This window comes from Chitinophaga niabensis, assembly GCF_900129465.1.
Lineage (GTDB): Bacteria > Bacteroidota > Bacteroidia > Chitinophagales > Chitinophagaceae > Chitinophaga > Chitinophaga niabensis.
In genome coordinates this window covers 2,857,640-2,881,492 of record NZ_FSRA01000001.1, presented here as the reverse complement: position 1 = coordinate 2,881,492, position 23,853 = coordinate 2,857,640, and the positions used below count along the sequence as shown (strand labels likewise).

General features: G+C 47.2%; 16 protein-coding genes. 11 read left to right on the top strand and 5 right to left on the bottom strand.

Translation table 11 applies throughout. The features are described from left to right. Nucleotides 1-127 precede the first annotated feature (127 nt). Nucleotides 128-799, top strand: a complete 672-nt coding sequence (gene ung, locus BUR42_RS11255; protein ID WP_074239315.1) for a uracil-DNA glycosylase — start codon at nucleotides 128-130, stop codon at nucleotides 797-799. A 74-nt stretch (nucleotides 800-873) separates the two neighbouring features. Further along, nucleotides 874-1,569 carry a lysophospholipid acyltransferase family protein gene (locus BUR42_RS11250; RefSeq protein ID WP_234979655.1) on the top strand — a complete coding sequence of 232 codons (696 nt, stop codon included), beginning with the start codon at nucleotides 874-876 and terminating at the stop codon, nucleotides 1,567-1,569. On the opposite strand, the gene BUR42_RS11245 is transcribed toward BUR42_RS11250, so the two are convergent. Together BUR42_RS11245 and BUR42_RS11240 are read right to left on the bottom strand one after the other, a co-directional pair. After that, on the bottom strand, nucleotides 1,556-1,912 hold the full coding sequence (locus tag BUR42_RS11245; protein WP_074239314.1) for a VOC family protein: 357 nt from the start codon (nucleotides 1,910-1,912) through the stop codon (nucleotides 1,556-1,558). The two genes, BUR42_RS11250 and BUR42_RS11245, sit on opposite strands and share 14 nt — an antisense overlap. 69 nt (nucleotides 1,913-1,981) lie before the next feature. Further along, nucleotides 1,982-2,776, bottom strand: a complete 795-nt coding sequence (locus BUR42_RS11240) for a helix-turn-helix domain-containing protein (RefSeq protein ID WP_200798249.1) — start codon at nucleotides 2,774-2,776, stop codon at nucleotides 1,982-1,984. A 96-nt stretch (nucleotides 2,777-2,872) separates the two neighbouring features. Here BUR42_RS11240 and BUR42_RS11235 point away from each other — a divergent pair, with 96 nt between their 5' ends. The 6 genes from BUR42_RS11235 to BUR42_RS11210 all read left to right on the top strand — a co-directional run bounded on the left by BUR42_RS11235 (nucleotide 2,873) and on the right by BUR42_RS11210 (nucleotide 14,419). Then, the gene (locus BUR42_RS11235) at nucleotides 2,873-3,475 is read left to right on the top strand and encodes an RNA polymerase sigma factor (RefSeq protein ID WP_084185516.1); all 603 of its coding nucleotides are present in this window, start codon (nucleotides 2,873-2,875) and stop codon (nucleotides 3,473-3,475) included. A 66-nt stretch (nucleotides 3,476-3,541) separates the two neighbouring features. Further along, nucleotides 3,542-4,615, top strand: a complete 1,074-nt coding sequence (locus BUR42_RS11230) for a FecR family protein (protein WP_074239313.1) — start codon at nucleotides 3,542-3,544, stop codon at nucleotides 4,613-4,615. A 187-nt stretch (nucleotides 4,616-4,802) separates the two neighbouring features. Continuing rightward, nucleotides 4,803-8,006 carry a TonB-dependent receptor gene (locus tag BUR42_RS11225; RefSeq protein ID WP_200798248.1) on the top strand — a complete coding sequence of 1,068 codons (3,204 nt, stop codon included), beginning with the start codon at nucleotides 4,803-4,805 and terminating at the stop codon, nucleotides 8,004-8,006. A gap of 11 nt (nucleotides 8,007-8,017) precedes the next feature. Next, nucleotides 8,018-9,619 carry a RagB/SusD family nutrient uptake outer membrane protein gene (locus tag BUR42_RS11220; protein ID WP_074239311.1) on the top strand — a complete coding sequence of 534 codons (1,602 nt, stop codon included), beginning with the start codon at nucleotides 8,018-8,020 and terminating at the stop codon, nucleotides 9,617-9,619. Nucleotides 9,620-9,756: 137 nt separating this feature from the next. Next, nucleotides 9,757-11,037, top strand: coding sequence for a Gfo/Idh/MocA family oxidoreductase (locus BUR42_RS11215; protein ID WP_074239310.1), 1,281 nt, complete (start codon nucleotides 9,757-9,759; stop codon nucleotides 11,035-11,037). Between the two features lie 13 nt (nucleotides 11,038-11,050). Continuing rightward, a complete protein-coding gene (locus tag BUR42_RS11210) occupies nucleotides 11,051-14,419 on the top strand; it encodes a 3-keto-alpha-glucoside-1,2-lyase-like domain-containing protein (RefSeq protein WP_074239309.1) in 3,369 nt (1,122 codons plus the stop codon). A gap of 56 nt (nucleotides 14,420-14,475) precedes the next feature. Here BUR42_RS11210 and BUR42_RS11205 read toward each other — a convergent pair whose 3' ends face one another. The 3 genes from BUR42_RS11205 to BUR42_RS11195 all read right to left on the bottom strand — a co-directional run bounded on the left by BUR42_RS11205 (nucleotide 14,476) and on the right by BUR42_RS11195 (nucleotide 18,408). Continuing rightward, nucleotides 14,476-15,024 carry a hypothetical protein gene (locus tag BUR42_RS11205; protein ID WP_074239308.1) on the bottom strand — a complete coding sequence of 183 codons (549 nt, stop codon included), beginning with the start codon at nucleotides 15,022-15,024 and terminating at the stop codon, nucleotides 14,476-14,478. 139 nt (nucleotides 15,025-15,163) lie between these two features. Beyond that, entirely contained in the window at nucleotides 15,164-15,817 is a 654-nt protein-coding gene (locus BUR42_RS11200; RefSeq protein WP_074239307.1) for an AcvB/VirJ family lysyl-phosphatidylglycerol hydrolase, read from the bottom strand. Next, a complete protein-coding gene (locus BUR42_RS11195) occupies nucleotides 15,814-18,408 on the bottom strand; it encodes a phosphatidylglycerol lysyltransferase domain-containing protein (RefSeq protein WP_074239306.1) in 2,595 nt (864 codons plus the stop codon). The genes BUR42_RS11200 and BUR42_RS11195 overlap by 4 nt, the downstream gene beginning before the upstream one ends. A gap of 161 nt (nucleotides 18,409-18,569) precedes the next feature. Between BUR42_RS11195 and BUR42_RS11190 the strand changes: the two genes are divergently transcribed. The 3 genes from BUR42_RS11190 (at nucleotide 18,570) to BUR42_RS11180 (ending at nucleotide 23,839) form a co-directional block, all read left to right on the top strand. Then, nucleotides 18,570-19,130, top strand: a complete 561-nt coding sequence (locus tag BUR42_RS11190; protein ID WP_074239305.1) for an RNA polymerase sigma-70 factor — start codon at nucleotides 18,570-18,572, stop codon at nucleotides 19,128-19,130. Between the two features lie 43 nt (nucleotides 19,131-19,173). Beyond that, entirely contained in the window at nucleotides 19,174-20,253 is a 1,080-nt protein-coding gene (locus BUR42_RS11185) for a FecR family protein (RefSeq protein WP_074239304.1), read from the top strand. 247 nt (nucleotides 20,254-20,500) lie between these two features. Beyond that, nucleotides 20,501-23,839: a SusC/RagA family TonB-linked outer membrane protein gene (locus tag BUR42_RS11180; RefSeq protein ID WP_159442250.1), complete on the top strand. Its 3,339-nt coding sequence runs from the start codon at nucleotides 20,501-20,503 to the stop codon at nucleotides 23,837-23,839. The last annotated feature ends 14 nt before the right edge of the window (nucleotides 23,840-23,853 follow it).

The following is a 23,853-nucleotide window of genomic DNA, read 5'->3' as shown; positions in this document are numbered from 1 at the left end:
CTGCTTAGAAGGCAGCTGCTCATCCCACTCAATCACTAATTAAATAAAATTAATTTTTATTGGGAGTGCAAATTTATATAATTTTCCACCAATAAATCAAATATTCCGTTGTTTCAAAGCTAATTAAATGGATGTAAAGATTGAAAGCAGTTGGAAAGAGGCACTTAAAGACGAATTCCAAAAATCCTATTTTGAGCAGATCGTCATGTCCCTCAAGCATGAAAAGGCCTCCGGAAAGACCATATACCCCCCCGGTAACCTGATCTTTAATGCGTTCGATAAAACACCCTTTGATAAGGTAAAGGTAGTGATATTAGGCCAGGATCCTTATCACGGCCCAGGTCAGGCCCATGGCCTCTGTTTCTCTGTGCAGAAAGGTATTAAACCGCCGCCTTCCCTGGTGAATATCTACAAGGAAATGAACACAGACCTCGGCATTCCCATCGCAGACACCGGCGATCTCACCCCCTGGGCCGAAAACGGCGTACTATTGCTGAATGCCATGTTGACAGTGAGGGCAGGGGAGCCTGCTTCCCACAGTAAAATAGGCTGGGAGAATTTTACAGATGCCGTGATAAAAAGGCTCTCCGACACAAAAGAAGGCCTGGTCTTCCTGCTTTGGGGTAAATTTGCGCAGGATAAGCAGGTTTTGATAGACGCTACCAGGCATTATATCTTAAAAGCGGCCCATCCTTCACCATTTAGTGTAGACAAAGGGTTTTACGGATGCCGTCACTTTTCCAAAACGAATGAGATTCTTGTGAAGCAGGGAAAAGAACCGGTTAACTGGCAACTATAACTATGATAAAATTGTTCAGAAACATTGCTGGTCGTGTTTTTGCAGTTTACGGACTGTTACTTTTCGTGGCCACTATGTTGATTGTACTTATCCCTATCTGGATCTTCTCCTTTTTACCTGATCCTGCTAAGACGCGCAACTTCCTCATATTGGGGAGGATATGGATGAAAGTCTACATGACCCTTATCTTTTGCCCCGTTTACCGTAAAGGGAAGCAATATTTTGAAAAAGGCAAGGTGTACGTGGTAGTATGCAACCACAATTCTTTCGTGGATGTACTGGTAGCTACACCCGGCATTCCGGGCACCAATAAAACCCTGGCCAAACATGATTTAGTCAAGGTGCCGATCTTTGGTATGATGTACAAGATCGGGGGCATTATAGTGAACCGGAACGATGATCTGAGCCGCAAGCAGAGTTTCGAACATATGCGGAATGCGTTAAAAATGGGTATGCATATGGCTTTATTCCCCGAGGGCACCCGTAACCGCACGCCATTTCCATTAAAACGCTTTTATGATGGGGCATTTGCGCTCGCTATTGAAACGCAAACGCCCATCATTCCTTCTTTAATTTTCCATACCCGTAAAATACTGGTGCCCGATAAATTCTTCTTCGCTTTACCGCATCGGATAGATTACCATTTTCTGCCGCCGGTGGAAACAAAGGGCCTCACAAAGGAAGACCTGCCGGCATTGAAGGAAAAGATATTTATGATGATGTGGGACCATTATTTAACCAATGGAGGAGTAGAACCTACACCTGCGTGATCCACCAGGTATTCCCGAACGGATCTCTTATCCCCGCTGCACGCCCATAATCTTTATCCGACGGCTCCTGGCGGGACTCAGAACCCTCTGCCATCGCTTTTCGATAAGTTTCGTCTGTATCTTTTACATAAATAAATACAGATCCTGTTTCATCAGGAAAAGCACCGGAACTTTCCCCGAACATGATCACGCTATCACCAATGCCTGCTTCACCATGCATTATTCCACCTTTGTCGTTATGATGCAGCGCAATTGTTGTTGCACCAAATACAGTTGTCAGAAAAGAAAGAAAAGCCGCCCCATCTTTTAAGATGAAATAAGGGCTTACAGTCGGATGTGCCATATACTTAGGTTTTTATGAACCCAAAATAATGGGCAAAAGCCAGACCAAAATTGGAGAAACACGACATTTTCAACCCTCCCGGTACTCTATCCCCTCGGGCCGGCCGGAAAAGTACTGCCGCGGATGGTATCCGGAGAATTCACGGAAGTCGTGAATGAAATGGGATTGATCATAGTATCCGCATTGGTAGGCTATCTCCGTCATGTTGAGGTGTTTGTTCCCATATTCAGCCAGGGCACGCTGGAAGCGGATGATGCGGGTGTATGTTTTGGGAGAGAAACCGCTGAACTCTTTGAACTTGCGCTCAAATTGCCGGGTGGAGAGACAGATGCGGGAAGCCAGAGAGGCCACGTCTACCTGGCCGTTCACTTGAATGATATGTTTTACGGCTACATGGGCAGCAGTTTCGTCCTGCTCGCGCCCACCCAACCGCTGCTGCAAAAAAACACTCAGCAAATGTACCCGCTGCTTATGACTCGGCGCCGTCATGATCTGTTCTGTTAGAAAGGCACCTTCAGCGCCCAGGAAATCCGTTAACTGCGGCATCTGGTTGCTAAAAGAAGAAGAAGACAAACCAAAAAGCTGCGGTAAAGCAGTAGGGTAGAGGTAGGCCCCGAAGATGCCAAAGCTCCCGTGGGTAAGGAACCGCCGGTGCCGGCTAGTTTGTGCATGCAGCACTGCAGGATGATAATCTGCTGAATCAACCTCCGAAAACGCCCCCTTGTAATGGAAAACCATTTCCGCACAGCCATCTGCCATAGAACGGTATACATAAGGCTGCCCTTCGGGCACATCGTACTCGAACACCCAGAACATGCGTACATGCCGGGCCAATTGCGGTGGTGGCTGAAACGTAAGATACACTTGTATAAAGTTAACTTACCTTTCAGGAATCATTTCGAAAAGTTTTATATATTGGCAGAGCATCTTTCCACTAAATAAGATCATCAAGAACCGCAATTGGACAATCTGAAGCATTTTAAAGATGAAAATGCACTGTGGTCCGCCATTAAGGATGGGGATGCAGCAGCATTTAAGGAGTTGTATGAAGCGTATGCGGATGTCCTGTATCGTTACGGTCTTCGCTATTTGAAAGATGAGGACACGATAAAGGACTGTATTCACGACCTCTTTGTTGATCTGCACCGTTATTCCCGTAACCTTTCCGACACAGTTAATATCCGCTTCTACCTGCTGGGCGCTTTCCGCAGAAGGCTCCACGAAGCCAGTAAAAAAGCCGCTGCATGGAAGGCCGGGGTAGACCCGGAAATGGAGTTCCTCATAGAATATGATACACAACACCTGAAGATCGCCGACGAAGAACAACAGCAAACCATGCAGCAACTGGCAGTTGCCCTCCGGCAACTCCCGGCCCGCCAGAAAGAGGTGATCTACCTGCGTTATAATGCGGAATTAAGTTATGAAGAGATCGCTTCTGTGATGAAGATCACCGTCCCCACCTGCCGTACCCTGGCATACCGTGCTTTCCAGCAGCTCCGTGAACAGCTTAAGCAAGTCCCAGTTTATTACCTGGCAGCAGTGCTTTTGGCCCTTCTCAAATAATTTAATTTTTTTTATTCCCCTTAGTCTATATATACCTATTTCCTCACTCTATACAATAAATCAAGCATGACGCAGCACATCCATGAAGAAAAACAGTCCGGAGAGAACGATCCGTTGGAGGCATCTGTAAAACAGATCAGCCGGTCCGCGGGTAATGAGGTATTTCCGGAGGACGAAAAGGCGGCGTTATGGGATCGTATTAAAAATGACTTTACACTAGAACAGCCACGTTATCGCAGGATAGGTTGGAAAGCAGTGGCCGCTGCAGCTGCTGTACTGATAGCTGCCACATGGTGGCTGTTGCCGGACAAGGCACAGAAAGAAGAAAGCGGTATCCTGCAGTTCGCGAAACAACAACATATTTCAGATACCACTACGGAAACCAGGCTTATGCTGGGTAATAACCGGCAAATGACAGTAAACGGTACCAATGCCACGCTGAAATACAATCAGCAGGGGGTATTGGTGAATAATACGCAACAGGTGGATCAGGAACATAACGGGGAACAATATAACACCCTCATTGTTCCATATGGCCGCCGTGCCCACATTACGCTGGAAGATGGTACGGTAGCCTGGCTGAATGCAGGTTCCAGGATGATCTATCCTGTTGCGTTTGATGGGCTGAAAAGAGAAGTGTTCCTGGAAGGGGAGGCTTACTTTGATGTGTCGCAGAAAGCAGGCGTTCCGTTTTTTGTTTATACAAATAATCTCCGCACCACGGTATTGGGAACCGGTTTCAATGTAAGTGCGTATGCGGATGATGCAGAGCAATCTGTTGTGCTGGTGACCGGTAATGTAAAGGTGAAAGCCAACAGCAGCGATAAAGAGCAATTACTGTCACCCGGAGAGAAAGCCGGTTTTAATGGCCTGCAACTCAGTAAGCAGATCGTTAATACCCTGGAATATACTTCCTGGAAAGACGGAAAGTTACAATTTGAACATGCACCATTAAATCATATAATAAAGAGACTAGGCAGGTATTTTAACATTCGTATCACCTTACAAGCCAACGAACAAGCAACATTCTCCGGAGATCTTGATCTGGCGGACGATGTAGAAACAGTGCTGGATGCCGTGAGCGTCAGTACAGGATTAACTTACAAACGTACAGAAGAGGGATTCATCTTTAAAAAATAAAGTAAACAACCAAAAAGGAGCTGAAAAAACCGGAAGAAGTTGGCCCTTCTCCCGGTTACTGGTCCCGCAGGACTGCGGGACAGGCTTAACTATTTTCTAAATTAAACACTGTAAATGTATGCAAAAAATCCATGTCTGCAAGCGCTCCCCGCGCAGGGGAGAGGCTGTTTTAAAAGTGCTACGGATTATGAAGCTAAGTCTCTTTTTATTGTTGGTCACAACCACCTGTGCCTTTTCATCTGAATCGTACTCTCAGGGCCGGCTGAGCATTAAGCTGGAAGGAGGTAGCCTGCCTGAGCTGTTCTCACAGATCAAGCAGCAAAGCAGCTGGCGCATCTTTTATAAAGACGAATTGATGCTCAATGAGCGGAAAGTAAGCCTGGATGTAAAAGACAAAGACATCCGGGAAGTGCTGGACCTCGCATTGGCTGATACTAAACTTACCTACCGCATTATTCGCAAGCAGGTGGCTATTGTTGAGAAAGAGGACCGCTTGTTTTATATGCCTATTGTGGCGGATAGCGGTTTTATCGTAAAAGGTCGCATCTTCGACACCAAGGAACCACCCAGCGGTATTCCCGGTGTTACGATCCGCATCAAGGATTCAAATAAAGGAGTAATGGCGGATGCAGATGGCTATTTCTCCATCAACGCAGAGAAGAACGACGTACTCGTGTTTAGCCTGATGGGTTTTGAGCCCCAGGAATATACTGTAACAAAAGCAACCAACAGTTTAACGATCTCCCTTAAAGAAAATATTTCCGCATTGGATGAAGTGGTAGTAGTGGGGCTTTCCGAAATGCAACGTAAGCACATTGCAAGTGCTGTAGGATCTCTAAATGTAGAATCGCAGATAGCAGGGAAACCCGTTACACAAATATCCCAGTCATTACAGGGTGGTGTAACCGGTTTACAGGTACGCCAGGGTTCAGGTTTACCAGGTGGTGATGCGGCTACTATCAAGATCAGGGGGCTCAGTACCACTAACTCAGGTGGCGGCAGTCCGCTGGTATTGGTAGATGGTATTCCTATGGATATGAACTTTATTGACCCGCTCACGGTAGAAAGTGTAACCGTATTAAAAGATGCAGCAGCGGCTGCTATCTACGGCGCCCGTGCTGGTAACGGGGTGATCCTCGTAACTACTAAGCGGGGCGTACCGGGAAGGGTACAGGTTACCTATGATGGCTATTATGGAATTCAAACCCCATCCACTATGCCTAAACTGGTAGATGCTGCTACTTACATGAAGATGTATAACGAAGCGCAGGTAAATGCAGGCAAACCTATTTTCTATAGCCAGAACGATATTGATCAAACCATTGCAGGAACTGATCCAATTAAATATCCAAATACAGACTGGCAGAAAGAAGTGATAGACAGAACAACACCTATCACCAGTCATTCACTATCAGTAAGTGGTGGTAATAACATGGCCCGTTTTGCTTTATCAGCCAACTATCAGTATCATGGCGGTATGGTGCCGGATAACGATTCTAAGAAATATAATATCCGTGCCAATACTTCCGTATCCCTGAGCAAGAAGTTCCTGGTATTTATGGATATGATGGCGATCAAAAGGAATGTGACCTATCCAAACAGACCGAATGATTTCGCTGGTAACCGGATATTGGAAGATGTATACAGGGTGCCTCCCACTATTTTACCAAAATATCCATCCAGACCCGGAAAGCCCGATAGCTATGGACGTTATGTAGACATCGCAAACCCCGTGGCTTACGCTGAAAAAGGTGGAGACAGAAGGTATGAATCTATGCAAAGCAGTATCAATCTGCAGCCCAAATGGGAAGTGTTCCCTGGTTTCAATTTAAAAGGCCAGTTCAGTTATCGCCTGAATAGTGATGCTACCCGTACCCGCAGGGATAATTTTTACTTCTTTGATTATTATAACAACAACCTGGTGCAGACATGGGCACTTCAACGTACTTATGAAACTGCAAGAGGTACTTATTATTACGCCAGTGGTTCTGCTGATTATACTTTTGACTTAAAGAAGCATCATTTCTTTGCCATGCTGGGAACTTCAGTGGAACAACAGCAGAGTGGCGAGTGGGATATAGCTTCCATGTTCAGCACCTTCGCTAAAGTGAACTATTCTTATGATGATAAATACTTGCTGGAAGCAGCAGTCCGGATGGATGGATCATCCAAGTTCGGCCCCGGGCATAAGTATGGTTATTTCCCCTCAGTAGCAGTAGGCTGGAACGTACATAAAGAAAACTTCCTGAAAGATTCCCGCTCCATCAGTAACCTTAAGCTCAGAGCTTCTTACGGCCAGCTGGGTAACCAGGATATCGGCGCCTATCGTTATCAGAACCTGATCAATACCAGCAGCGGGGTAGAAGAGGTTTGGGGTAACCCGGATATTACCTGGGAAACAGTAAAGATGACAGACCTTGGTTTTGATCTGGGCCTGTTCAAAAATAAAGTAGAAGTAACCTTTGATTACTACGATAAGAAAACCAGTGGTATCCTGTTAGAACCCCCGGTTTCTTATGTGGGTGGTTTAGGGCTGGTTCCGCTCAATGCAGGTGAAGTAAGTAACAAAGGCTGGGAGCTAGCTGTGAATTATAATGAAAGGGTGAATAAAGACTTTGGCTTCTCCATCCGCCCCGGTATCACTTATAACAGGAACAGGATCCTATTGCTCATCGGAGGCCCATACATTCAGCCAGCTTTGAATACGAGTACCATTAACCAGAATGGAGGTCCTGTTTTCGGTATTTATGGTTACGAAGCAAATGGACTGCTGCAAACCTCGGACTTTGGAACAGATGGAAAGGGGTTAGTACCGTTGGCTGTAGGGCAAAAACCAGGGGATATCCGGTATGTGGATCAAAATGCTGATGGCCTGATTGATTCAAGGGATCAGAAACTGATCGGTAATTCAAACCCTGAGTATAATTACTTCGCCAACTTTAAAGTGGATTATAAGAACTGGGACCTTGAGTGGCTCATACAAGGCGTGTCTCATGCTGATATAGCCATGAAAGGAATGCTGGCGTATCCACTGGATATGTCTGCTGATGGCGGTGTTCCTACCCAGTATTATGCAGAGAACTACTGGACGCCGGAAAGACCAAATGCCCGTTTTCCCCGCCTGAACGTAGCACCGGAAAGTAACAAAGCATCTTCTACATTCTGGTTCCAGAATGGTGCATATATGCGCATGAAATTTATTCAACTGGGTTATAACCTTCGCAGCGCAAAATTAAAACGTGCCGGTATACAGGGTGTGAGATTATACGCAAATGCCCAGAATCCTTTTGTGATCACCAGCATGAAGCTCGTTGATCCGGAAAGCCAGGGTAACCAGTGGACGTATGGTATTATGAAAACCTATATGGTGGGTGCAACTGTTCAATTCTAAATTCTGTTATCATGAAAATGAAATTTTCCTACATATGCATTGCTGCCTTTTCTATCATGGTAGCATTAACAGGATGTGAAAAATTCCTGACCAACGATCATCCTACCCGTATTGCAGATAATGAATGGTGGACAACGGAAGCCAATGCCATCGGCGCATTGGGTTCTATTTACGCAGGTGTGCCGGACGGTTCCAGCGGAAGGAATGTAATGCTTACTTCAGGCCTGAGCGATGAAGCAGTGAACCGTGGAGATCATATCGGGAAATACGATCTGTACACCCGTGGATTACAAAACCCTACCTGGGATGTAGCGGAATGGATCTGGCGTGATAACTACCTGGATATCCGCCGTGCCAACAGGTTCCTGGAGAATGTAGATAAATGCTTCATGGATTCCCTTTTACGGGATCGTATGAAATATGAAGCAAGGGCGCTGCGGGCTTATTATCACCTGGAATGCCTGTTGTTCTTTGGCCGTATTCCTATTTCCACTGTTTCACTCACACCAGAGGAAAATAAGCTTAAACGTAATACGGTAGATGAAGTGTATAACTTTATCCTCACGGAGCTGAATACCTGCGGCGAGAAATTACCAAAAGAATACTCCAATGAAGAAGCCTGGCGTATCTCCAGTGGTACCTGTTATGCCCTGATCGTTCGTATGGCCATGTATTTCAAGAAGTATGATGTGGCCATCGATGCTGCAAAGAAAGTGATCTCCTCTGGTGTGTACAGGTTACACCGCAGTACAAACGCCACTGTAAACAGTTATGCGGAGTTGTTCACTTACACGGGCGAACTCAATAAAGAACGTATCTGGTATCGCAGGGATGGTTGCGGTACTGCATGGACAAGGTTTGCACCTGCGGGCATTGGCGGTGAAACTTATTTGTCTCCCACCAACACCGTAGTGGATAATTTTGAAACAAAACAGGGTTTCACCATCCGGGAGCTGGGTGCAGATTCTTTACTGGCCTACAGGATCAATCCTAACTTTAAAAACAACCGGGATCCCAGGTTAACCGGCGCAGTACTGTTCCCCGGCCAGAACTTCATTGATGCCAGCTACATTCTGAAACCTTTCGACCCTAACCCATTGAACCTGGACAGGATCGGTCAGCAGAAATCCACTGCCACCGGTTTCTGGGTACGTAAATATCTCGATGCCAAGGACAGGCAGGCGAAGTCCGGTACGCTGGACTTCATGTTCATCCGTTACGCAGAAGTATTGCTGAGCTATGCAGAAGCCCTCGTGGAAAGTGGCGACTGGCAAAACCCGGATGTTATCACTCACCTGAATGATATCCGTAACCGTGCCGGCATGCCGCCCGTAGCAGTTGCCCGTTACAACTCTCAGGAAACCCTGCGCACCCTCATCCGCAGAGAACGCCAGGCAGAGCTGTGCTTTGAAGGGCAACGTTTCTTCGACATCCGCCGCTGGGGCACCGTAAGTACCGTAATGAACGGAGAAGTATTTGGCGCAACTGACCCCGCCACCGGTATTGCTACCAAGGTGCAGGACAGGGCCTATACCGCCAGGGACTACTACTGGCCTATTCCGGAAAAGGAGATGCTCTCTAATCCCAATATGGAACAAAACGACGACTATTAACACTTAACGGTGAGCAGTACCCTGCTCACCGTTCATTTATTACCAGTATCCACAAAATTTCCATCAGAAATCCAAAAATGTAATTTGTATTTTGTGTGTCGTCGACAGCGACATTCACGTTTACTTTAAATAAAACCATGGGAAAGAAAGAAATCCATTCTTCCAGGAGGTCCTTCCTCAGGAACTCCGTGGGGGCCTTGGCTGCATTCACTATCGTACCCCGCCACGTATTAGGGCGCGGTTACCTGGCACCCAGTGATACCCTTACAAAAGCAGTTATCGGTACAGGCGGCATGGGCCGCGGTCACTTTGAGTACGCAGGCACCAAAGTAGTAGCTATTTGCGATGTGGACAAAAGTCACATCCAGAAAGGACTGGACGCTTTAGGCGAAAAGGCCAGAGGCGTTAAAACCTTCAGCGACTATCGTGAGGTGATCCAGCTGCCAGAGGTAGACATCGTTCACGTTGCTACCCCGCCGCACTGGCATGGTATCATTGCTGCAGATGCAGCACGCGCAGGAAAGGACATCTGGTGCGAAAAGCCCATGACGGCCACCATCGGCGAAGGCAAACGCCTCGTTGAAGCGGTTCAGCAGCATGGACGGATCTTCCGGCTCAATACCTGGTTCCGTTTCTCGGACAGATTTTATGGTATGGGCACTACGGTGGAACCCATCAAAAAATTAGTGGACAGCGGTTTGCTCGGCTGGCCGTTAAAAGTAACCGTGAGCAAACACACGGGCTTTGACTGGAAATTCTACTGGGTGGGTAAAACCAACCTGGAACAACAATCCGTTCCAAAAGAACTGGATTATGATATGTGGTTAGGCCCTGCTCCCTATAAACCCTATAACCCTCACCGTGTGCATGGCACTTTCAGAGGCTATTGGGATTACGATGGCGGTGGTCTGGGCGATATGGGCCAGCACTACCTGGACCCTGTTCAGTACTTCCTGGGCAAGGATGATACCAGCCCTGTGAAAGTGGAAATAGATGCACCACAGCAGCACTTCGATGCAGTAGGCACCTGGCGTAAGATCACCTATACTTATGCAGATGGCTGCCAGATCATATTGGATGGTGCAGGCACTGAAACCAAGGCAGCTTATATTGAAGGGCCGAAAGGCAAGCTGTACCCGGGTTTCAAATCAGATATCCCGGACCTGGAAAAGAAATTGGCTGCATTCCCTGATCCTGCTCCACAGGTAACAGATTTTGTAGGCGCCGTTAAGAACCGTCAGAAATTTGCGCTGAACGAAGAGAACGGGCACCGCTCTGCTACCATTGTGAATATGGGTAAGATTGCATTGCAATTAGGCCGCGATCTTCAGTTCGATCCGGTAAAACAGGAGTTCATCAACGATGAAGGCGCTAACAGGCTGATCTTTCAACCGATGCGCGGACCGTGGACCATCTAAACTTAACTAAAGCATGAAGAAGATTCTATTAATAGCTGCATGTTGTATCGCGCAGATGGCCGTAATGGCACAGCCGAAGCAGGATAACCGTGCCGCACACACTAAAATAGCAGACCTGCTGGCTCAGCAGCCTGCAAAGAACAAAGCCGCCTTACAGGCCAATATGGACGCACTGTCTGAATTGGGTGAAGAGGGCATCACGGGCATGGCCGCTATGCTGGCTGCACCCGGTAAAGGTGATAACACCGCGCTGGAATATGCGCTGGCCGGTTATGCCTTTTATGTAACACAACCCGGTAAAGAAAACCAGCGTGCAATGGCTGCCAAAGCATTTGGCAAGGCGTTGGACCTGGTAAAGGATAAAGAACATAAATCCTTCTTTATCGTTCAGCTGCAACAGGTAGGTAACGACGCTTCTGTAAGCGTACTGCAACCCTATCTGCTGGACGAACGCCTCTGCGACCCCGCTGCCCGTACACTGGTGAAGATCAACACTCCCGCTGCACAGAAAGCCCTGCTGGCTGCATTGCCCCAGGTAAATGGCCGCAATAGGCAAATACTGGTGGAAGTGATCGGAGATGGCCGGGTAGCAGATGCCACGCCGGCATTGCTGCCCCTGCTCAACCAGCAGGACCAGATGCTCACTAAAACCACCCTCTATGCCCTTGCGCATATCGCCGATCCTGCTGCTGGCACCGCATTGTCCGGCGCAGCAGCAAAAGCAGGTTATAAGTACGATGTAACGAACGCTACTGCTTCTTATCTCCTGTATGCGCAGCAATTGCATGCGAAAGGCCAAAGTGCTGCAGCGGCTAAGATTGCACAGACATTACTGAAAGAAGCCAAAGCGGCAGACCAGGTACATGTGCGCACAGCCGCATTATACTTGCTCAACCAGGTAGATGGCAGCAAAAACCTGCCGGTGCTACTCTCTGCAGTGAATGATCCGCAACCTGAATTCCGCGATGCCGCATTAAAATATGCAGGCAGTGCCCTGGATCCCGCTGCTACAGCGCTCTGGATCAAATCCCTGGCAAAAGCGAATAACGGTGGCAAAGCAGCCGTGATCGGCATGCTGGGTAATAATAAAGCAACGGAAGCCGTACCCGTTATCCTCAAAGCATTAACGGATAAGGATGCCGGCGTAAGGCTGGCGGCTATTAAAGCAGCAGGCCAGGCTGGCGGAACACAGGCTATCCCTGCCTTGCTGGCTGTGATGAAGAAAGGTGATGCAAAAGAAGTGGCTGCCGTTCAGGGTGTATTGAAAACCATTAAGGGAGATGAAGTAGCGCAACAGGCTGCTGCTGCTATTCCTGCTATGCCTGCCGCCGCACAGGTGGCATTGATAGATGTGGTAGCTGCCCGAAAAGCAGATAAACAGGTTGCCCCGGTACTGGCACTTACAACATCTTCCAATGAAAGTGTTCGCACAGCAGCTATCAATGGTTTACAGGATATCGTAACCACAGAGAACCTGCCCGCTATATTCAAACTGTTATCCGCAGCAGAAAATGCTAAAGATATCAAAGCATTGCAGGCAGCCGTGATCAATTCCGGTGCTGACGCAAATGCTGTTAAAACACAGATGGCACAGGAAGCGCCTGCTAAGAAAGAACGTTACTATGCTATCCTTGCCGGCATCGGTGGGGCTGATGCCATGAACGAAGTGAGTGCTGCATTTGAAAAAGGTACTGCCTCCCAGAAGCAGGCTGCCGTATCTGCCCTGAATGAATGGAAAGATGGCAGCGCAGCCGGTACGCTCCTGAATATTGCCCGTGCTGATGCAGCATATCGTACAACTGCACTGAATGGTTATGTACGCCTGGCAAAAGCGGCCGCTACGGCGGACCAGCGTTTGCTGATGCTTACCAATGCTATGGAACTGGCACAGGATGCACGTTTGAAGAAAGCCATCCTGCAACAGGCAGAACAATGCAAAACATTCCCCGCACTGATCTTCGCCGGTAACTTCCTGGATGATGCAGCAGTACAGCAGGAAGCTGCGATAGCCGTGATGAACATTGCACTGGCAGACAAAACCTACAGCGGCGCAATTGTACGTGGCCTGCTGGAAAAAACTTCCAAAGTACTGAAAGGTGGTGATGCGGATTATCAGCGTGAAGCCATTCGTAAATACCTTTCTGAAATGCCTGCCGGCGAAGGATATGTATCCATGTTCAATGGTAAGGACCTCAGCGGCTGGAAAGGCCTTGTAGCTGATCCCATCAAACGTGCTAAAATGGATGCTGCCACTCTGAAAAAAGAACAGGAGAAGGCGGATGTGAAAATGAAAGAAGGATGGAGCGCGAAAGACGGCTTGCTGGTATTCGGCGGTCACGGAGATAATCTCTGCACTGAAAAGAAATACGGCGATTTTGAAATGTTCGTGGACTGGAAGATCACCAAAGATGGCGATGCCGGTATCTATTTACGCGGTACACCGCAGGTACAGATCTGGGATACCTCCCGCAGGGATGTAGGCGCCCAGGTTGGTTCCGGTGGTTTGTATAATAACCAGAAGAACGAAAGCAAACCACTGAAACTGGCGGATAACGCTATTGGTGAGTGGAATAACTTCCACATTATCATGAAGGGAGACCGTGTAACGGTATACCTGAACGGAGAACTGGTAGTGAACAATGTTATGCTGGAAAACTACTGGGACCGCAAGCTGCCCATCTTTGCAGAAGAGCAGCTGGAGCTGCAGGCACATGGTACCTATGTAGCTTACCGCAATCTCTATATCCGCGAGTTTGAGAAAGTAAAACCTTTCGAGCTCAGTGAAGCAGAAAAGAAAGAAGGGTACAAGATCCTGTTCGATGGCACCAACATGCACGAATGGACAGGAAACACTACCAGCTATATCATTGAGAACGGCGATATCGTTTGTTATCCGAAGAACGGTGGCGGCGGTAATCTTTATACCAAAGATGAATATGCTGATTTTGTTTACCGCATGGAATTCCAGCTTACTCCCGGCGCTAACAACGGGTTGGGTATCCGCGCTCCGCTCACAGGGGATGCTGCTTACCAGGGTATGGAATTACAGATCCTGGATAACGAAGCAGATATCTATAAGAACCTGCAGGTTTACCAGTATCATGGTTCTGTATATGGTGTGATCCCTGCCAAACGCGGTTTCCTCAAGCCGGTAGGAGAGTGGAACTATGAGCAGGTGACCGTAAAGGGTACACGTATCACCGTAGAACTGAACGGCACTGTGATCACAGACGGTGATATTGCTGAACCACGTGATAAAGGTACTTTGGATCATAAAGACCATCCCGGTCTGAAAAATACTACCGGGCACATTGGTTTCCTGGGCCATGGTTCTGTGGTACGCTTCAGGAACATCCGCATTAAGGACCTTACAAAGAAATAAATGCTTTCAATAGAAAGAAAAGGGGCTGTCTCCGGCAAGGAGGCAGCCCCTTTTCTTTATTCAGTAAGATTGAAATATTTCATCACCGCATGGTAGTCTGAAAGGTCAAGCGCGGAAGGATCTCCGGCCCGTCTGCCACCAGGCACAATTGAAGATGCGGTGGCCAGTATCACTTTAACCTTATTGAAAACTACGGTTGACCCGTTGTAGGCGGTAAACCCCGGATTGAATAATCTCAGTGCGAATACATATTTATTTCCGGTTGACGGATGTATGTCATAGATTGTTTGATACTGAACGGAAGTACCATATCCGCCCAGGCCCGGAATGGGGTACCAATTGCTACTATATGAAGCGGGAATATAGTAAGCGAGTACCAGGCTGGAATCAATCCTTTCCTTTGTTATGTTACTTAATAACAGATCGGTTCCAAGGGTCATCGAAATGGGACCATTATAGCTGTACATGATCACATCGGCATTTCCGGTAATGCCTTGCGGCCCGCGCGGCCCCTCATCTCCTTTGGGGCCGGTTTCCCCCTTTTTGCAGGATAAGGTTGCAATAAGGAAAGTAAACATGATGAAGATGTTCTTAAAATGTATCATGGTTTTTTATAAATTAAGGGATGAACAATCGGAAGAAGGAAAACGCTCCGAAGGTCGTAGATATCGCTTTGGGAAATTATGAGAATTAGCCGGCGGGGGAAACCAATGAGCAGGTGGAATAAACTTTAAGGTTAAGATCTTATTTGAAGTATTTTAGTAACGTTCTGGCTACCTGTGGCGCATCTCCGTTAAAATGATGCCCGCCCGGCAAAGATTCATTTGAGTATCTTTCCAGTTTAACGGCGGATACAGGGAAATCGTTTTCATCACTGCCGAAAATGGTTACTGTTCTCGGTACATTCAGCTTGTTGATCTCTGCCACTACATCCATACTTCTTTTCTTGTTGCCGCCTAACATGTCGGACAGATGTATTTCAAGATAAGTAGAAGTAGAGGGGGATATCAGGATAAGGCTTACCAGCTTTTTCCTGATATTATTGGGAAGCCTGTTTACAATAAAGGGCATAACGTCTGCCCCGAATGAGTATCCTGCCAGGATCAGCTGCTGGTTATCCCGCTTGCTGAATTGCTTTTCCAGGTATGCAGTAATGTCTGCAGATGTTTGTTCCGGTGTTTTTTTATTCCAGAAGTAAGCCTTTGCATTGATCGCACACACATCATATCCCGCTGCATGAATGTTATCGCACAGTTCTGTAGAGAATTTTCCAAACCCGGCATCGCCGGTGATGAAAAGTATTAGTGCAGAGGGTGCAGGGGAGTTCCATTCCCTGACAGGCAGTGTATCCGCACCTGTGCCGGTAAATGTAAGTAGCAGCGATAGCAGTATTTTCATGGTTTCATGATATTGTTCAATGCAATGGGGAGTTGTAAAAGATCGAAATCCACATCATACACGAGGTATTTGTTTTCCCAAAGTGTTGCGTATTTTTCCTTGAACTCCCTTAATCCCTTATAATGCTGGAAACGTTTAATTCTTTCAGCAGCCAGCTTAATGATCTGTTCAGCTGTATTGTCCGGCTGTTCAAGCCCGGTCATGGGGGCGAGGCCAAGATTGATAAATAACTTCTGATGCTCTTTAGCATAATCTATGAGCTTGATGATAAGGGCATCCATGGAAGCACCAGGTGCCAGGCTGGTTTTTCTGATCAGGTCATATGTGCATTCATCTTCCGCATAATCAGGTATAATATTGAGGAATGCTACCACTTTATCTTCCGCATCTTTGATGGTGATCAGGTCCTGTTGCTGTAATTCCTTTTCATCAAACATGCCTTGTGAAAAAACGAGCTCTTCTTTTCCAAAATGCTCCAGCCAATCATCTGATACCTGTTTTAATTGTAGGATAAATGATTCCGCATGGGGAGCATTATGAATATTCACCGAATATCCTTTCTTTCGTAAACTGTTTAACCCATTTCGCAGCGATGCTTTGTCTTTTCCTTCCAGTGAAAACCTGGTAATATCCAATATAGCTTCCTGCCCGATCAGGAGTTGTTGCTTCTTTAATTGCTTGAACCATGGCAGGCTATCTTCATCTACCCTGTAGAAAGCAGGTTTTAAGCCCATTTTCCGGCAATGATGATCAAACTCCCGCAGCACCTCCGTTTTGTGTTCTTCAGCGCAAACAGGCTCTTCCAGCACAATGGCAAAACCTACAGTGATCTTATAGGCAATGAAGGCCTCGTGAACATCAGAAAAGAACAGCAATTTATCCTTGTACAGTTTAAAGTAATCCATAGCGGAATTTCCAAACGCTTCTAACAGTAAAGCCGCTTTTTCCCTGGATGGATAACTCACCGTTTGCTGGTGGAGGGTGGGCTTTATCAGGGTGAACAATAAAAAGCCCCAGGTTAGAAAACCCAGCGTTCTGATGAGCCAGATAAATTCATGGCCAAACCGGGTAACGGGATGCAGCGATTCATCTTCTACGAGTAAGAAGATCTTAAAGGTATGAATGAGGGATTGCTGCCAGGTAAAATCAATGCCGAAATGCCTTACATCAATAAAGTAAAAACTAATGAATCCAAACAGCAGCACAGCCAGGAAGCTGATCACCGCAGTCTTTAAACCTGCCTGCATCCACTTGTTACTGCTGTGAATGCGGTATTGGGAAGCCGTGGCAATTAAAACAACAGCGGTAATTGCTGCAACAATGGCCTCTTCATAATCAAGCGCTTTGGATAAATGCCCCAGCAGGGAAAAGGCAGACAAGGTTAATGCAATTATCCAGGCGCTTCGTAAGCCACGCAGCAAAAACGCAGAAGTGATCAGTAAACCCAGCCCAACAAACAGGATCAATAAATTAGATGCATGTATGGTAGATAAGGGAAGATATTCTTCAAGCAGGCGCAAGCGGTTATGGAGCGGGGGAGTAATAGCAGAAATGATGTTCACAAAACCTAATGCAAAACTGAATAAGGCGGGGGCTATCCGCAGGAATAATTTCCTTCCCTTCCAGGCAAAAGCAATGAATCCGGCAAGCAAAGGCAACCAGAATTCAAATACCCTGAACAGCACGGTTATGGATAATGCCTGGGTAGTGGTATAGCCTGCCTGCTCCAGTACATACACCATGGATAATTCCACAAACCCCAGGCCCTTTAAGAAAGGAGATATCACCATCATCAGTACGGCAATGATATAGGCGGCCGCCGCCGCCCCGAAAGAAGGAGGCATACCTAATGCCAGCATGGCAATGTATACATGGAACATGCCGCATAGCTCTACGCCAAGAGAAAACAGTATGGCTTCCCCCAACCGGTAATTATTGACGTTCACCGCAAATAATTCATCTAATGTGAGGGAAAAGGAAGGGAATTGCCTGTTCACCAGGTGGAACAGCCAGCCCTTATTCCTGATAGACCGTACGGCTGAGAAAAGGAGCGCTAAAATGAGTAAAAGAATGGCCAGTCCGGACCATGCATGTGTTAAGTTCCTGCCGGGAAAAATAGTGAAGATAACAACAGGAAGGCCGGCTAGGAATACCGTCAGTAATCCTGTAAATCCGAACAGGCCACTTGCCTGATGTACCTGTATTTTACTAAACCCTGCTTTGCGTACCTGGGAAGGAGAATAGGCCAGGGAACTGATGCTGCCGGCCGGAAGGAAGATACTGATGAAATTTCGTTTAAGGAATAATACCAGGGCTTTCCCCCATTGCAGGGAAAGGCTGATAGCTGCAAAACACTGCCGGTAGATCCCTGCCTGGAAAAGGATGCAGAGAAAGGTAACACCTAACCCGGCTATTACCCAAAATGGACTGGATTGCTGCAGGTGAGGAATGATGGCATGCAATTCCTTTCTTTCGCTCCGGAAGAAAACGATGGCCAGCAATAATATCAGCAGGGACATTATTTCTCTCCACCAGGCTTTGGGAGAAAAGGCCTTTGATCTGCTAACGAGTTTGGTGATAATGGTTTGCATGCTTGTTAAATATAGGTAACCTGCGGGAGATAGCATAAAACTCATGGGCCGGCAAGGAGGCAGGCCCTTTTTTATAGTATTTTCTCATCTTACAATGCAAAGTTGTCTTAAACATACTTGCAATAACAAGGAAGTATTATATTTCCTGTAATTACACGTTAATGATTAAAGAATGGCAGTGGAGTATATCAGTGAACAATGACGAAAGCGCTTTTCAGTCATTGTACCTGCATTTAGCCCCTTCGCTGATCCGTTTTGCCAATTCCTTCCTGAAGCAGCACAAAGCCCTTTCCGAAGATATTGTAGCTGAAATATTTGCAGGCCTCTGGGAGCGCAGGCAAACTTTAATGAGCATAGAGCATCTCCGGGTTTACCTGTTTACCTGCGTACGTAATGCCGCTTTGAACCACCTGGAAAAGATGGAAAGAACTTCTTTTTACTCTTTTGATGAGCTGGAAGTAGTGCTTTCTCCACTGATAGCAGACCATGACCCTGAAAAGAACCTTTTTGCCGGAGAAACCATGCAAGCCATACAGGAAGCGATGGACGCACTCCCCGCCAAATGCCGCCTCATCTTCCGCATGGCAAAGGAAGAAGGGCTGAGGTATAAGGAAATAGCTGCTATCCTCAATATCTCTGTAAGGACCATAGACAGCCAGATAGCCATTGCGCTCCGCAAGATCCACGAAACCCTGGCATCCCGTTCCAAAAAATATTCCTGAATCCTTTAGGTGATTTTTACATGCTGCCTGTCTAAGTAACAGGATGTCAATACAACGATTCTGGATATTAACAGGCCGTAAACTAAGCGGAGAGGCAACTGCAGAAGAGCTGGAGGAATGGACCCGCCTGTCTGCCATTTACCCGGTTGACCCTTCTACAGCGCAATTCCTGCAATTAATGGCCCGCCACTGGGGAAAAGGGGAACAGGAAGCACCGGACGACGAAACTGCCCAAAGGCTCACCACGCTCCTGGCGGCTAAGATGAATAAACCTATCCCGCCGGTAATAGTAACTCCTGGAAAAAGACCGTACAAAAAATGGATCAGCATAGCTGCCTGCCTCCTGTTAGTGATCTTTACAGGGGCAGGTTACCTGTTTTACGGAAAAAAAGAAAAGGAAGTTTCTTTCCAGGAGATCACCGCAGCCAGGGGAAACAAATCTCATGTTGTTTTGCCGGATGGCTCACACGTTTGGCTGAATGCAGATTCCAGGTTGTCTTACAGCGAGGATTTTGGCAGGGAGAACAGGACCGTGAGGCTGGAAGGGGAAGCTTATTTTGATGTGACGAAGATGGCGGAGATCCCTTTCCTCATTGAACTGGGCGACCATATGAAAATAAGGGTGCTGGGTACTGCTTTTAACCTCAAGGCATATAAGCAGGATAGCAGGGTAGAAACATCACTGATCAGCGGAAGCCTGGAAGTAGAATATTCCCTGGGAGAAACCATGCAGAAAGTATTGCTGAAACCCATGCAGAAGCTAAGCCTGCAGAAAACAGAACAACCCGGCAGCAATAAGGATGCCCTGGTAACAACCGCTGTGCAGATGACGCCGATCGAATATTATAATGAAGAAGAAAAAGTGATCCGGGAAGTGGTGTGGAAAGAGAATAAACTTTGCTTCGACGCTACACCGTTCGACCAGGTGCTGCAACAGCTGGAACGCTGGTTTAATATCCGGGTGGTGTTAAAAGATGAATCACTGAAACAGAAAATATTTACTGCTTACATTAAGGCTGAGGACTTGCTGGAAGTAATGGACGCCTTGTCCAGGTCCGCCGGTTACTTCGATTACGAATACGATAAAGAGAACAGGATAGTTACGATTAGTAAGAAAAAATAACCAACAAGTTTTATCAACGTTGAAGATCTAAATGTCACGTCTATGACCGCAAATTCAACCTAACTCTTTCCACACGAAAAAAGGGAATGGTTCAAGCATTCCCTCTGACTGTATCTGTTAAGGTATCCCTGAGCTCCGATCAGGGAATGGGATACCTATTGTCCACAATCAAACCAAAGTTATGAAAAAAAATTGCAGGGCCGGAGGCTTTCTGCCCCCGCCGGCTTTACTTAAGTGTGTAAGAGTCATGAAAGTTATTGCCCTTTTAATGACCGTTGCTTTTCTACAGGTACATGCAACCGGTTATTCCCAGAAAAAACTTACCCTACAGCTGAACGACGCCAACCTGAAAGAGGCGCTCAGGCTGATCGGGGAAAGGTCTTCCTATCGTTTCCTGTATAACGATGATATCCTGCCCAGGGATAAAAAAGTGAACATGAAGGTGATCAAAGCATCCGTGGAAGAAGTGATGAACAGATTACTGGAAGGCACCGGCCTGATGTATGAGGTAAAACCTTCAGACCTGATTGTGATCTCTCCCCTGGAAACCGCACTGAATGCAGCAGCCGTTAAAGTAAGCGGTTCCGTAAAGGACGAACAGGGCAATGCGCTCATTGGCGTGGTTGTTCGTCAGAAGAACAGTAACACGGTGGGCACTACCACCAATAGCGAAGGTAACTATGAGCTTACTGTAGCAGATAATGCTGTGCTGGTATTTTCACTGGTGGGGTATGAAGCACAGGAGATCCCCGTGGCGGGCAAAACCAGTATTCCGGTAGTGCTGAAGGTTTCTACCAGTAACCTGGAACAGGTAGTGGTAGTAGGTTACGGACGGGATACCCGTAAGAAACTGGTGAATGCGGTATCCGTTATTAAAACAGATAAGATCACCACGCTGCCTTACTCTAATATGGCAGACGCTTTAGCCGGCCGCGCGCCAGGGGTGATCACACAATCTGCAGGCGGTGAGCCCGGCGGAGGTTCCGCAAGGATCGCTATACGCGGAGGTTCCGGTCCGGACAGGGGAGGCCCGCTGTATGTGATAGATAACGTAGTGTCTTCCCGTTTCGATTTCCTGAACCTGCAGCCACAGGATATTGAAAACATCTCTATCCTGAAAGACGGTGGAGCTACCGCCGTATATGGTGCCAGGGGTGCAAACGGTATTATCATGGTCACTACCAAACGGGGGCAGGCCGGCAATGCCAGGGTGAATTTCAGTGTGTTAACTGAGTTCAGCAAACCTACCATACTGCCGCAAAGAGTGAACGCTTATAATTATGCCGTTGCGCAGAACGCTGCAGCTACAGCAGATGGGCAGCCTGCGGTGTATTCCCCCGGCCGCCTGGATACTATCCTGAACAAAAAAGATCCCTGGGCCTGGCAGGATAACGATTGGTACACCATGACCCTGCGCAATTTCACCCCGCAAACAAAATACGCCCTGGATGTGAGCGGAGGTGCAGGAAAAACCACCTATTTCCTTTCCCTTGCCTATTTTGATCAGGCCAGTAACTATAAAACAAATGTGACCAGTTTTAAGCGATACAATGCGAGGGCAAATGTTACGCAGAAGTTCGATAAACAAGGTGTTACAATAGGGCTGAACTTATATGCCACGCTCACTAATAATAAATTTCCCGGCGCCAGCGCATTCGCTATCTGGAGCCACCTGCAGAACAGCCCGCCGTTAAAACTGGCTTATAATAAGAATGGTACCTATGCTGCAGGTGTGGACCATCCGCTGGTGGATATAGATCCGCGCTCCGGGTATCAGCGGGATGAATACAGGAACATGAACGGAAACCTTACCATAGACTGGGAAGTGCCCGGTGTGGAAGGCCTGAAGCTCGGTGTGATGGGGTATTATAAAATAGAAGACCGTTTCCGGAAAAGCTGGTTTACCCGTGCTCCCCAGTTTGATAACCTGGGCATTGAACAGCAGCAATCCAAACCCTCTCTGAGTACCATTTCAGACCAATACAGGAATCAGAACCTGCAAATGAGGATAGAGTACCAGCGTACCTTTGGCAAACATAGCGTTTCCGCCCTGGCCTTATATGAGGAAAGTGAGGACTTCAGTGAACAGGTATCAGCCGGCCGTATCAACTTCCCTTCTGCTGCCGTAGATCAGCTTTTTGCCGGCAGCAATGAAGGATTAAGCAATGGAGGAAGTGCCGCGGAAGGCGGCCGGAGAGGATATGTAGGCCGTTTGAAATACGACTATGCTGCAAAATATATCATTGAAGGAAGTTTCCGTTATGATGGTTCGGACCGTTTCCCGAGAGAGAATAACAGCAAATGGGGTTTCTTCCCTTCGCTTTCTCTTGGCTGGGTATTGTCTGAAGAAAATTTCTTTCCTTTCAAAAACATCTTTGATCAGTTCAAGGTGCGTTATACACTGGCAACAGTGGGTAACGATGATGTGCGCGATCCCGCAGGTAATCCGGTGCGTTTCCCTTATCTGCTGAACGGTTATTCCCTCAGGGAGAATGCCTATGTAGTTGGGGGAACTCCGCAGGGCGGCTTCAATGAAGGCAGCCTTGTAGATCGTTTTGTGCTCTCCTGGTACTCTACAAAAGACTATAACACCGGCCTGGATTTCTCCATGTTCAGGAATAAACTCCAGGGTAGTGTGGATTATTTCTACAAGAGAACAACTGGTTATATCATCAATTCAGGCGCACGTTACACCGGCCCGCTGGGGACCAGCCTGCCTTATGCCTCTTCCGGTTCTGCATTCAGAAGGCATGGGATGGAATTGCAGTTGAACTACGGAGAGCCCGTTGGCAAAGATTTCAGTTACAATGTTGGGGGTACTTTAACCATGTATAATGAATTGTGGGAAAGGGATGATAGTGAGGACAGTGTTTCGCTGAAGAATCCGCTCACCCGCAGAACACATGCTACCTATGTATGGGGGAATGGTTTGCACAACCTGGGATATTATCAGACCGTAGACCAGATCCTCAACAATCCGCGTAACAGTTCCGCCAATCAGTTAACACCCGGAGATATTCAATACCAGGATACAAACGGAGATGGAAAGATTGACGGGAACGATGCAAGGCGTATCGGTAAACAGCAATTTCCTGCATTGATCTTTGGCTTGAACCTGAATGTTGCCTGGAAGGCCTTTAGTATGGAAATGTTATGGCAGGGCACAGGTACCCGTACAGTAAGGCTGGGTGGTACGCTCACTGCTTATAACGCAGGGAATATTGTGTATGACTTCCAGCGGGATTTCTGGACGCCTGATAACAAAGATGCGCGGTTCCCCCGTCAATCCCTTAGTTCGGAAAGGAACGGGAACAATAACTACAACCCGGCCGGGCAGGCTTCTGATTTCTGGTTATACGATGCGCGTTATCTCCGTTTAAAGAGTTTACGCATTGCATTTGATGCCAAACGCCAGTTCCCGCGCCAGCTGTCTTTCCTGAACAGTTGTGTGCTTACATTGAATGGTACTAACCTGCTCACTTTCTCACCGGTAAAAGAATTCTTCGATCCTGAAACAAGCGATCTGAATAATTACGGCTACCCTGTACAGAAAGTGTATTCAGTAGGTCTGAACATCGGTCTTTAGTGTTTATCCTTTAA